At 33.3% G+C, this 13,547-nt stretch carries 11 protein-coding genes; all 11 read right to left on the reverse strand.

Features of this window, described 5'->3' with window-relative positions; genetic code table 11:
• Positions 1–79: 79 nt before the first annotated feature.
• A complete protein-coding gene (locus tag EMN46_RS13060; protein WP_154201265.1) occupies positions 80–1,381 on the reverse strand; it encodes an HlyD family secretion protein in 1,302 nt (433 codons plus the stop codon).
• 407 nt (positions 1,382–1,788) lie between these two features.
• Positions 1,789–2,166 carry a GxxExxY protein gene (locus EMN46_RS13065; protein WP_154201266.1) on the reverse strand — a complete coding sequence of 126 codons (378 nt, stop codon included), beginning with the start codon at positions 2,164–2,166 and terminating at the stop codon, positions 1,789–1,791.
• A gap of 140 nt (positions 2,167–2,306) precedes the next feature.
• Positions 2,307–4,514: a peptidase domain-containing ABC transporter gene (locus EMN46_RS13070; RefSeq protein ID WP_154201267.1), complete on the reverse strand. Its 2,208-nt coding sequence runs from the start codon at positions 4,512–4,514 to the stop codon at positions 2,307–2,309.
• Positions 4,515–4,878: 364 nt separating this feature from the next.
• Positions 4,879–5,925 carry an alpha/beta hydrolase gene (locus EMN46_RS13075; protein ID WP_154201268.1) on the reverse strand — a complete coding sequence of 349 codons (1,047 nt, stop codon included), beginning with the start codon at positions 5,923–5,925 and terminating at the stop codon, positions 4,879–4,881.
• Positions 5,912–7,105, reverse strand: coding sequence for a radical SAM protein (locus EMN46_RS13080; protein ID WP_154201269.1), 1,194 nt, complete (start codon positions 7,103–7,105; stop codon positions 5,912–5,914). The genes EMN46_RS13075 and EMN46_RS13080 overlap by 14 nt, the downstream gene beginning before the upstream one ends.
• A gap of 30 nt (positions 7,106–7,135) precedes the next feature.
• On the reverse strand, positions 7,136–7,321 hold the full coding sequence (locus EMN46_RS13085; protein ID WP_154201270.1) for a hypothetical protein: 186 nt from the start codon (positions 7,319–7,321) through the stop codon (positions 7,136–7,138).
• 283 nt (positions 7,322–7,604) lie between these two features.
• Complete coding sequence (locus tag EMN46_RS13090; protein ID WP_154201271.1) at positions 7,605–7,802, reverse strand: HTH domain-containing protein; 198 nt, start codon at positions 7,800–7,802, stop codon at positions 7,605–7,607.
• Positions 7,803–8,526: 724 nt separating this feature from the next.
• Positions 8,527–9,270, reverse strand: a complete 744-nt coding sequence (locus EMN46_RS13095) for a hypothetical protein (RefSeq protein WP_154201272.1) — start codon at positions 9,268–9,270, stop codon at positions 8,527–8,529.
• 296 nt (positions 9,271–9,566) lie between these two features.
• Positions 9,567–10,838: a hypothetical protein gene (locus tag EMN46_RS13100; RefSeq protein ID WP_154201273.1), complete on the reverse strand. Its 1,272-nt coding sequence runs from the start codon at positions 10,836–10,838 to the stop codon at positions 9,567–9,569.
• Between the two features lie 671 nt (positions 10,839–11,509).
• A complete protein-coding gene (locus tag EMN46_RS13105) occupies positions 11,510–12,220 on the reverse strand; it encodes a Crp/Fnr family transcriptional regulator (protein WP_154201274.1) in 711 nt (236 codons plus the stop codon).
• Positions 12,221–12,504: 284 nt separating this feature from the next.
• Positions 12,505–13,527, reverse strand: a complete 1,023-nt coding sequence (gene pheS / locus EMN46_RS13110) for a phenylalanine--tRNA ligase subunit alpha (protein WP_154201275.1) — start codon at positions 13,525–13,527, stop codon at positions 12,505–12,507.
• Positions 13,528–13,547: the final 20 nt, after the last annotated feature.

Genomic DNA, 13,547 nt, shown 5'->3' on the forward strand with positions numbered 1-13,547 from the left:
ACAGTTCAACAGTTTAGCAGTTTAGCAGTTTAGTAGTTTAGCAATTAAAACAATAAAACCATTAAACAATCAAACATTATTAATCTTTTACAACATGCTCCTTTAATAAAGCTTTTAGTGGATTAAAAATACGTTGGAGCAAACGTTGATCCTCCGTAATTATTTCTGCAACGCCTTCAATCTTTTGAGCGAATTTCAGTTTAATACCATAACTTGTTATAAGCCCATTAGAGAGCTCTACATCCAAACTGTAGTTATCTCCTTCGGGCACCTGAGAAATTGAACGGATACGTCCTTCGAGCATACCAAATTCCATGTATGGATAATTATTGAGTTTAATATTAACTCGTTGTCCAAGCTTTACTTTCCCTGATCGATTCATACCTAATTCAACACGTGCAATAATTCGTGTGGAATCAGATGGAATAACAGTAAAAACCTTGTCACCTTGCTTCACATTTTGGTTAGCCGACCAAAAACTATTGAAACTTACCGATCCGTCAATTGGCGATTTCAAAAGATAATTCTGCTCCCAAATATCCATTTGTGCTATTAAATTATCATTTGTTTGGATAATCACATCCTGCAATTCTTTTCTCTGCTTCTCCTTATCTAAATCTAGATCTATAATGTCTTGATCAAGCTCATTTATTTCTATTTGAGTTGCTGATAAAGTAGAGCGTGAGCCATGAAAAGTATAGCTTTGTTGCAAATAATTCTTCTCAGATTGCTGATATGCAGATTTAGATATTACACCTCGAGAATAAAGTAAGGAATCTCTATTAAACTCTTTATAAGTAATTGACAATTCCTTTTCTAGTATATTTCTTTGCCTATACTGACGATTATAATACATGCGATAATTGCTTTTCTTCTGAAGCAAAGAGGCCTTTTTCTTTTTATGATATTGCAGTTCAATAAAACGATTATAATCTGCACAAGATTTTAAGTAGGTATTAAACGGTGTCTGAACTTCACCAAGTCTGTAACTTTTATTGGAAGAAACGATGTTAATTTTCTTATCATCAATAAGAAAAGAACTCGTTTTTTTAAGTTCATCTCTTAATAAAAACATATCTTCAAAATCAGCAGAATTCTCAATTACTGCAAGCAAATCGCCTGCTTTTATCTTTTGTTTATCGACCACCTTCAAGTCAACAATCTTACCATTCGCACGAGCTATTAACTCAGCAGGAGGGTTTTGAGTCGTCAAAACCAATTTAGATTCAATAATCTCAGGATAAGAAAAAAACCAGGAACCAACCACAAGAACTAACACAACGAGAAACACCAATCCCGAACCTACCCTCACAATCCACGAAGGCATTTTCCCGAGAATCTCTTGCACCGACTCTGATCTTAATTCTATATTATCGCTCATTTTTTTTTATTTTGACGCTGATAAAATATGATTCACTATGATTAAAAAACAATAGTGAAATCATAAAAATTTGATGCTAGACTATTTAGTTTGTAAGAACCCTACGTTTATACTGAAGTATTTTACCAAAACTTTAATAGAAGCTTGTTATTGCACATTCTGTTTCTTTATTTCGACGCTGATAAAATATGATTCTCTATGATTAAAAAACAATAGTGAAATCATAAAAATTTGATGCTAGACTATTTAGTTTGTAAGAACCCTACGTTTATATTGAGTTATTTTACCAAAACTTTAATAGGAGCTTGTTATTGCACATTCTGTTTATATATTTCGACGCTGATAAAATATGATTCACTATGATAAAAAAACAAAGTTGAAATCATAAAAGTTTACTGCTAGTCTATTTAGGTTGAAAAGACCCTACGTTTATACTGAGGTATTTTCCCAAAATTTAATAATAAACCAACTTCAATATCAGAAGCCTTTAAGTAATTAACAAGTTGTACTTCATGAATTGGATTTAGCCTTTCGATGGCTTTTAATTCTATTATAACAAGGTCATTAACGATAATATCTGCAAGAAAATCTCCAACAATTTGTTTCCCATACAAAACTTTAATAGGAGCTTGTTGTTGAACATTCAATCCTAATTCCTTTAATTCAATAATTAAGGCATTCTCGTAAACCTTCTCGAGAAAACCATAACCTAATTCATTATACACATTAAAAAATGCTTTCAGTATTAGTGATGTAATATCTGAATATTTATAATTATCGTTCATTATTCTTTATTTTTTTGACGCTGATAAAATATGATCTAAAATTGAGTACAGTAATTTTTCAAAAAATTCATATTTAAACAATTCACTTTTAAAATTTAAATCATAATTTAATCATTTTTTTAATCTGCGTCTAAAAAAAATTAATTTCCAAGTTCTAGCTGATTCTTAACAAGCTCATAATACCTGCCTTTCAGCTTCGTTAAATCATCATGGTTACCATGCTCAACGATTTGTCCTTTTTCGAGTACAATAATTTTATCCGCATTGCGAACCGTACTTAAACGATGAGCGACAACCACAACAGTTCTTCCTTGATTAAATTCATTAAGATTCTCCATAATAGCTCTTTCATTATTAGCATCAAGAGAATTGGTTGCTTCATCGAAAAATAAGAATTCTGGATCTTTATAAACTGCGCGTGCAATCAGTATTCTTTGCTTTTGTCCCTGGCTCAAACCATGACCACTCGCTCCAATTTTTGTATTGTATCGCAAAGGTAAACTATCAATAAATTCATGAATGCATGCTACCTGAACAGCATAAAGCAGACGTTTTTTATCTATTACCTCATCACCAACTGCAATATTTTTAGCAATGGTATCTGAGAAGATAAAACCATCTTGCATTACGACACCACAATTCTGACGCCACATGGCTGCGCTATAATTTTGAATAGAAATACCGCCTAAATTGATTTTCCCCTTCGTTGCAGGATAAAACCCTAGCATAAGCTTTATTAAAGTCGTTTTTCCAGAACCTGAAGCACCAACTATAGCAGTCGTTTTCCCTTTAGCAACATTCAAATCAACTTCATTAAGCACCATCTCAGAGTGAGGTCCTTCGTATTGAAAACAGACTTTCTCAATATGAATCGATTTATCCTCAGGTAATTCAATTAACTTTTCATCCTTATCCGATTCCTCGTCTTCCATTTCGTGAATCTCACCCAATCGCTCTAGAGAAATTTTAGCATCTTGCCATGAATGAATAAATTGAACCAAATTATCGATAGGAGAATTCAACTGACCAAGAATATACTGAACAGCCAGCATCATACCCAAAGTCATGCTACCATTTACAACTGCTTGTGCAGCTAAAAAGGTGATAACAATATTCTTTGTTTCGTTAAAAAACACAGAACCTGATACTTGGTACTGATTCAATGCCAAGCCCTTGGTACGTACCTTAAAAAGTTCGGCCTGAATATTCTCCCACTCCCAACGCTTTTGCTTTTCGCAATTATTCAATTTAATTTCCTGCATCCCAGTAATCAATTGAATTAGCGAATTTTGATTGCTTGACATTTGTGCAAAACTTTTGCCATCGAGTTCGCGACGCCTCTTAAGAAAAAGGTTAATCCAGATGATATAGAGTGATGACCCCAAAACAAATACACCGAAGATAGTCATATCATATATCGCTAATACAATTCCAAAAATCACCAAGTTCACCATAGAGAACAGAATGTTCAGGGTAGATGATGTGAGGAAATTCTCGATACGCGTATGGTCTTGTATACGCTGCAAAAGGTCACCAATCATCTTAATGTCGAAGAAACCAATGGGTAGCTTCATCAACTTGATTAGGAAGTCGGAAATTAGGGAAATATTGATGCGGGTTGATATGTGTAAGAGTATCCAGGAACGAATAAACTCAACAGAAATACGCGATATAAACAGTACCAACTGAGCAACTAAAACCAAGGTAATGAAACTCAAGTTTTGTGTATTTATACCAATATCGACAACCGATTGGGTTAAGAATGGAAAAATAAGCTGCAGCATACTTCCGAAAAGCATGCCCAAAAACAACTGGAAAAGAAATTTTTTGTAGGGTTTAAGGTAACGCAGAAGAAAGGCTACACTCTGTTTCTTTTTGTCACTCTCGTCCTTGGTCTTATAAAAATCAGGCGTTGGTTCCAGCAGCAAACACAGGCCTTTTAACTCTCCCTCTACTTTGGTCGATGCCCATGATTTTAGAAACTCCTCTTTCGTGAATTTAAGCATTCCCGATGCTGGATCTGCCACATACACCGTCGTCTTCTTATTCTTGGTTTCTATTTTATGAACCACAACAAAATGCGCTTGGTTCCAATGACAAATAGCAGGCAAAGTGGCTTGTTCTGCTAACTGCTGAAAGGTGATTCGCACTCCCATACTCCGAAAACCTATACTCTCAGCGGCATCAGCAATACCCATCATCGACACACCTTCGCGAGTAATATAGGACTTATCGCGCAGCGATTGCAGGCTGTAGGTTTTACCGTAAAACTTCGATATCATGCGCAGACAGGTAGGTCCGCAGTCCATGGCATCGAGTTGTCGAAAGTGGGGGAATTTCTTTTTCAAGGCAGAGTATAGATTAGCAATAAAAATTTATGAAGCTAAAAATAAGGAAAATAAAACATAAGATTTCAAATATCTGAAAAATAAAGGTCTTATTCTCCCAACACACTAGATTCAATTTATCAACATCAGCAGTTACAATCAAATTTCTTTTGTAGTAAACAAAAACACCAATTTCTTCAAAGGAACGTTTATCAAATTAAATATCCTTTAAAATACCATCACTTATAATTATCCAAAAAATATGTTGCTCAACCAAACTCTTCAAATATTTCATTTGAGATGCGACTACCATAAGGTCCTCTATCTAATAAAAACGAACAAACCTTTTTAATTTCATACTCACAAAAATAAATCATAGGCCACATTAGTCTGACAACCAATCATCTACAGCCTTAAACACATCTATCCAATTAAACTTTTCACTTAGAATATTCCCTTTAGTATCATATTCTCTTTCAAAATAGTTATGATCATAATTAGGATAACACTTAAAGGTTAAATTATCTTTATTAGCCCTAGTATAAAACATTGGTAATAAATCTAATTCTCTTGACTTTTGATCTGCACTACCATATACGACTAAAGTTGGTTGATTAAATTGTAACAAATACTGCAAACTAGGATCGAAATTAAAAGAATAATCATCTCTATAGAAATAATAATCTAAGTTCGTAGTATCGACACAATAATTTATTGATTTTTTAAGATCTCTATAATTTTCATAAATACTATCAATTTTCGATTGTGCATTACGATGAGTAATTATCCGATAATCTGCCCTTTGCCTGAGAGAATTTATTTCCTGATACTTACGATCAAAAATACATCCGGACATAAACACTAATTTACTAACCTTTCCAGGGTATTTAGCAGCTATTTTTGCAGCTATCGCGCTACCCTGAGAATGACCTACCAAATAAATTTTTTGAGAATCAACAAAATCCTGTTTCTTTAAAAAGTCAATTACCTGAGCAATTGCATTCACATAATAATCTTTGTAATCATTTTTAACGAAAAGCTTATAATCTCCTCGTTTTGCATTCCACAATTGACGACTACTTTCAGAACTTTCACAAATCGGTACTCCAGGCTTAGATACTAAAACGAAATCATATTTCTCAAAACATTCAGCAGGTATTAATGATTCAATTATAGAATAGGATTGATTTTGATCTAATATTATTAAAGAGCCATTACCCGAACCTTGAATAAAAATAATAACTGGTTTTGGTTTTGTATCCTTTTTTTTAACTATAAAGCGAATAGAATCACACTCGGAAGTTTCGCAGGTATCCTGTATGCTAAAATAATTAAATCCTGTATGATTTATAGAATTTAAATCCACTTGAGAATACGCAGATATTTTTAAAAACAATAACATTATAACAAATACTACTTTACGATAATACATCTTCTAAATTTATTTTTTCAATTTTAGTTTTATCCTTTATTTCCATGGGAAGCAAATCAAAAAGTTGATTCTGCATAAACACATAAAATCTCATAATTTCATAACAATAAATTGATGGATTATTAAACTCATTTTCATCAGAATATCTATGTGCAAGTTGTCCTCCACCACAAATATCAACAAGCAAACAATTCTTACATTGCGAACACAAATATTTATCATTATGCGCGTAATAATAGGTATGAATTAACGAATGACCAAAAACATCATTAAATTCATCATTTTCAACATTAAAACTCGTAGATGTAAATCCATCTCCACAAATTTTCAAAGAATCCACAGCTTCAATTTGGCCATTAGTTTTAATGGTCAAAACTCCATTATTTCTTCTTCCAATAGATTCATCTCCTAAATCTTCAAAACCTAAGAATTTTTGAAATATAGCGTCAAATGGCTTATAAATAGTACTATTTTTATTTTTATCATTAAACCAAATTTTAAAAAACTCTTGCATCCAAAGACCTACTTTAGGTACCTTTTCACCCATTTTAGAGTGCAGATAATTCATTTCTGGATATAAAAAAGAAACGGAAGAAATATTTAACCCTTTAAAATGATCATATACATTTTGTGGCGCCTCTTTTGTATTCATAACACTCAAAAGATGCACCCCTTGTTTACCGTATACCTGTATATTTTCAAGTCCATTTATAATTTCATTATACGCAGGCTCCCCATTTTTTCTATATACACGTTCTTTATTTGCTTCTTTTGTTCCATCCAAACTAATACCAATTTGAATCTTTAAACTCCCTAAAAATTCGACCCAATCTTTATCAAGAAGTACTCCATTTGTTTGGAGTGCCCAATCAAATTGCACCGTTGGAGCCATTCGAACTGCTTCTTCAATAAAAAAACTATAGAATTCTTTTTTCGCTAATAATGGTTCACCTCCATGAAAAATAATTAAAAATTTATTTTGGTTGTGAGATATACAGTGATTATTAACCTTTTCTAAAAGTAAACTTACAGTTCGCTTTTCCATAAAATTAGGTTCTTTTATGTATGATTTGTCCCCCTTATTATAAACATAACAATAAGAGCAATTCAAATTACATAAACTAGTTACTTTAACTACCAGACTATTCAGCTTCATAATATAATCAGGGGGATATATCATCCCCCTATAAATTAAACGTTAGAATTTAGTTTATTTAAAAACAATCGGAACAAAAACACCACGTACATAAGTGCTTTCTGCATAAACTGTACGTTGGTACGAAGGAGGTATATAACCTCCGAATATTTTTGCTTGAACAGCCCTATTTACAACTGTATCAAGTAATTTAACATTTTCTTTCAATTCATTTTTAGTTAATGAAATTTTCTTCTTCATAATAACGAAATAATAACACCTCCTTCCCCGAACAGTTGTCAATTGTGCAGGTCATCTCATTTTAGTAACTTTGCCTACGCTTAAGAGTAGCTCAGCTACTAGGCCGCTTCCGGCTTGAGAATGGATTAATATCTATTTTTCCAGAGCGGCTAATAACAATACGTATTGTTAATAACAGGGCTAAGGTAATATTGTTCACTGCCATATTTGGCAGTGAACAATATTTTTAATACACAACACATAATTTTTAGCTCTATTCGTAAAAAACATGAGTCACAAAAAGCTACCTAAGCGTATAGCTCCGTCTAGTTCTCGAATAGGAAACATCAGCACCTGTATCTCGTAAACACGAGATTAAACGATACAAGTTTCTTTCTGACACACCAAGCCTTTTAGCCAATTCGCGAGGAGTTCCTGTCGCTTTTTTAGCAGCTAAGTGCGTCATTATATCCTTTAATTCTTGATGATCTATAACATTCATATATTTCGAATTACTAATACATTTTACAACTAATAAACTCTAACAAAAGGAGTAAAAGATCTAATCTATAAGTTTAACTTAAGCAAAAATAGAAAAAAGCCTATTCGAATACTCCATCGTAACTGTATCTTTATTCCTTTTTTTTATGAAAAGTAACCCACTATAATGTTAATTTGTGTTAAAATAATCATAACAATTTCATTATCGGCTTAATAATAAATAAGTCGTGTTACTTATTCAAAAATTGGAATCCACAAATTTCACTGATTTTCACAAATTAAAGTACCCTAATAAGAGTCTACCTTAAAAGGTAAATACACGAAAATGATTGGTGCTTATTTACTCGTAAGCTATTTAACATCTCGTAAAAATTCATACATAATAACTATAAGAAGATCATATAAAACAAATAACAAAACTCGTATCAGCTTAAATCTATTTCATTTTAAAATAGAAACTATAAGGCATAAAAAAGCGGGCTAAGCTTGTCGTCTTAGTCCGTTTTAATCATGTAAAATTTTAAAATTATCTTAAAAGAAGCCCATCTCAAAAAAAATAGTCCCCTTCGTAATTTAATGTCATCCTTCTCTGTTTTACCCCTTCCTTCTGATATTTTTCTCAAATCTTCTGGAATTTTACCCGCCCTTCTGAAAAAAATGGCTCCCTTCTGTGATTTAAGGTATCCTTCTGAAAAGGGAGTAGTCTTCTCGGGGCTTTCAGAGCTTTAGGCGTCTTGTTCCTCTTTCTTTTCTCGTGCCTCTCTTAACTTTCTAAAATAAGCACTGGTATACTGTTCTGCTTTCTCTTCATCTTTCCAAAACAAGAAACGACCTGCCTCACGAATGTTATCAACAGCCTCTTTAAGGTAATTAAAGGCACGATCGCGCATGTCTTTATCAACTTTAAGATTATCGTCTCTGTCGCCATTTACTTTACCTAGCAACAAGCCACCTTGTTCAGCTAACTCGGCAGCCCTGTCAAGCTTTAATAAATCGAAACTGACAGCTTCGAGCTGACTTGGGTTATTCTTACCTAGCATCGATAGTTCTGATAAATCCTGAATCATATCAGCATTGGTCGCCCCATCGGCAATTCGGTATACAATATCCATTAAAGCCTTATCTTTTCGATAAGCATATCGGCAGAAATGCAAAATCTCGTCACGCAATTCAAAGCCTTCAGCCGATATTAAACTCCACTGCTTTTCAGCGTCCGATTTTTCTGCAAAAACTTGTGTCCACCGCGATTGTGCATAACGCAAGCCACCAACTCTTACCGGAAGGCTTTCAATTAATGCTACATCTACATCAGTGCTCGCAAACTTAACTTTGTCGCGTATTGCAATTTCGTACAAATACATAGCTTCATCATTCGCCACATCAACAGGTAAGTTGGGTTGTTTAATTTCATTTTTCTCTATGGCATCGTAATTGGGTTTTAAACTTTCAAAGCTTTCTTTATCATTCATAATTTTTAGGTATTTGGGGTTAAAAAATATTTTTAAGACACTTCAAATTAATCATAAAAAAAAGAATAATCAAAAAAAAAATAATTCTAGAACAAAATTAATGATTTGATAATGTGGCAATAACACATCCCCTACCTGCAAAAACTCAACTCACAGGGGCTTTTATTATTTATTTCCGTTTTGGAGATTATCGATAATATTTTTCGATACATAATCAAACAAACCATCATCTTTGATAAAAAAAAACATCACCTGAATAAGATGATGCTCCTTTGTACTTTTAAATTTAAACATAATTATCGCTCCATAAACAAATCTTCTTTAAGCTTATCTATTCGAGATTTGGAGTAGTCGCGAATAGAGGCTGTAAGTATATCCACACCCCTCTTCTCATCAATACCATCGATCACGAGTTGGTAATATTTTAGGGCTTCTTGCTTCTTATTAAGGGCATCGTACTGCTCGGCAATTAAATACAAGAAAAATTTCTTTTTAGGATTAAGTTGATAAGCCAATAGGTAATTATTTAAGGCTTTTTGATGCATTTTTTTATCACCATAAATAATTCCTTTTTCCTTATATATCATCGATAAAATAGAAGAATCGGCTTGCATCAATTTCAATGATTCATCAAATAATTCGAGTCCTCTATCGGGATTAAAAAGATACGTTTCAGCCATAGCCAAATAGAAAACGACTTTCACATTAGTACTATCTATTTGATAAGCTTTATTTAAAAGATCCAAAGCCTTATCTGACTTCTTAAATTTTTGAAATAGGATTCCTGCATTACGTATCGTATTGAGAGTTGAGTCACCTAAAAACATCGCTTTTTCGTATTGCTTAAGCGCTGCCTTTTCATTCTCCAATTTAACGTATGCCGATGCTGCTATTTGTATAAAACGAACATTCGTAGAGTCTTTATCCAAAACATATTGGCAAATTTCAAGCGCAGCTTTGGGATTATCCATCAGGTAAAGGCGAGCCAACTTACTGCTGGTTTGATAATCTGAAGGATTTAAGGCAAGAGCCGATTCATAATTCTGAATGGCTGAATTAAACTCTCCTATGATTTTATGGTTGTCACCCAAATGTATCCAATAGAAAGACATAGAAGGATTATATCCCCAACCCTTTCGAAGAAGTTCGAGTGCAGCCTGTGGTTCCTTCTCAAATTCATGAATCAAGATTCTATGTTCGAAGCTTCTGTACTCAGGTTTGGGATGAGCAATCAAACTATCGAGAAGCGATTTGGCTTGCAGATACATACCTTGCTCAAAATAAATATTTTCTAATTCCCTTCTAACCTCAATCTTGTTTTCACAAGATTCAAACGCCGCTTTTAAAACCTCTATGGCTTCTTTATTTTTACCTTGTTCGAGTAAGGCATACTGTTTCCAATAATAAGCCTGATAATTACTTTTATCAGCTTGTATTTTTGCATTAGAAGTCCTTATTAATTCATTCCAATCTTTTTTCTGCCACAGTTCAAGTAATTCAGTATTCTGAGCAATCAATGTAAATTGCAGACAACTTAAGACGATTAATAAACAAAGCGTTTTCTTCATGATAATAAATGGGCTAGTGATAAATGATTTAACAAAACCAAATCTACTATTTTTGTAGTAGATTTAAAACAGAGCTAACATTTTTTAACATAAATTGAGAAATAAAAAAGTGGAAGTGTAAAAATCAAGAAGCAAATACAAAAGAAGGAATCGCCCACAACTTCAAACTTTTAAGCTAAAAAGCACCATCCGAATGAACGAACAGTGCAGTAATATATTTTAAACTTATGTCTATCTAAGAACAATAGTATTCTAAACATTTTCACTCACACCTCTTATTTTATTTTCATATAGTAATTTAACGAATGACGAGTCCCAAAAAAAGGGCGTATTTTTGAACACCTCAAAATATGGCATCTTCTTTAAATGTTTTTCGTTTTATGAAAGCTTTAGAAAGACTGGGATCCGCCTAAGGCGGATTGTTCGAAAATCACCCGGCCGCACTTAAGCTTGAGGCAAATAAGGAAGAAATTTAAAAAGGAGCCTTGATCTTTTTTATTCGTAAATATTATTTCGGGCGCTCATGAGCTCACTTCGTTCGGTTGCTTCGTTTTTTGGATCAAGCCAAAAAATGAAGTCTGGTTTGGGCGAAGCACCAATTATTAGGACAAAATTGATCTAAGAACAAAAATTTACACTTTAATTATAAATTAATAATCCTTAATCAGTAATTAATAAACACCACCAACTCTCTTTAATGCGAGAACATCTACAATCTTTATTTTTCGTCCTTTTATCTCGATATAACCCGCATTTTTAAACTCCGATAGTAAACGAATTACCGATTCGGTTGCTGTTCCAACAATATTAGCTAGTTCTTCTCGAGTTAATGAAATTTGTAGAAAATTATCCTGATCAAGACCAAAGGAATTCATAAGCTGCATAAGTACCTCTGCGAGGCGTTCTCGTACCGATTTTTGAGCAATATCAGTTATGTAACTGTTCGCATCACCCAGTTCCTTACAAGTCATTTTTATGAGCTCCATTGAGAACATCGGATTTTTTTCAATAAGTTGGGTTAGGCTGTGATTAGGGATAAAACAAACAATGGCATCTTCAATTACTTTAGACGATGTACACGCAGGCTCTTCGCTTAATGCAGATCGGAAACCAATAATATCTCCTGATTTAGAAAAACGGATAATCTGTTCCTTCCCTTCAAGTCCTGTTTTAAAAACCTTTAAAATACCTGAATACACAAAATAGCATCCTTTTGCCGAGTCGCCCTCTGCATAAATCACACTTCCTCGCTTAAGTAATAAGCATTGCTCTTCAAAAAAAAGAAGATTCATCTGTTCAGCATTCAAATGTTTGAATGATTTAGAAAAACAGGCCGCCAATTGATCGCAATTGGGAAAAACTTGATTCTGATTTTGATTCATTTTCAAAGCCATTAAAAATTAACTTATCAAACCGAGATATTGTCCAAATCAATAAACAACTAAATCGGGTATTAAAATCTTAAAACTAACTCTCAACACTGTCGAAATTACCCCTATTAAATATAAATTTAGAAGGTTAATTTAGAAGACAAATTTAGCTTTCCACAGGGCAACTCAATATAGTAATTAAACTCGTAGAAAAACAAACTCAAATTCCTTACAAAAAAAAAAATCCCAAAAGCTTGTAAAGCTCTCGGGATCTATATCTTATATTTATGGATAATCTAGAATCCTGCTGCAGAAAACTGCTCAAGGAAACGAATATCATTTTCAAAAAATAAACGAAGGTCTTTAATACCGTACTTTAACATAGCAATACGTTCAATACCCATACCCAATGCAAAACCAGTATATTTCTTACTGTCGATACCATTAAGCTCCATAACATTTGGATCAACCATACCACAACCAAGAATCTCAAGCCATCCTGTACCTTTACATACATTACAACCTTCTCCTCCACAAAGCGAACATGTTACATCAACCTCGGCCGATGGTTCAGTAAATGGGAAATATGATGGACGTAAACGAATCTCTGTTTTCTCGCCAAAGAATTCCTTTGCAAAATAACTTAAAGTCTGTTTCAAATCGGCAAAAGAAACATTCTCATCAATGTATAAACACTCAATTTGGTGGAAAATACAGTGAGCACGAGCAGAAATGGCTTCGTTACGAAATACACGTCCAGGTGTTAAACAACGAATTGGCAAGTCCATTTCAGACATATCATGAGCTTGAACCGATGATGTATGCGTACGCAATAAAATATCAGGATCCTTCTCAATAAAGAACGTATCTTGCATATCACGAGCTGGATGCTCTTCAGGAAAATTCAAGGCAGAGAAATTATGCCAATCATCTTCAATCTCTGGACCTTCAGAAATTGTAAAACCTAGACGAGAAAAAATCTCAATGATTTCATTCTTAACCATTGACAATGGATGACGAGATCCAAGTTTAACTGAATCAGCAGGAAGACTTAAATCTAAACCAGATTTATCAAAATCAGAGTTAGTAAAACTATCTTTTAGTTCATTTACTTTATCAAGAGCAGTTGTTTTTAACTCATTCAAAAGTTGTCCTACAGTCTTTTTTTCTTCATTTGGCACATTCTTAAAATCGCCAAAAAGAGCTGCAATTGTTCCTTTTTTACTCAGGTGCTTAATTCTGAATTGCTCTACTTCGTCGAGATTAGTCGCTGTAAAAGCTCTTAACTCTTCTAATAACTCATTTATCTTACCTATCATCATTGTATTGTTTAGTCTAC

The organism is Ancylomarina sp. 16SWW S1-10-2 (genome assembly GCF_009669305.1).
Classification (GTDB): Bacteria; Bacteroidota; Bacteroidia; order Bacteroidales; family Marinifilaceae; genus Ancylomarina.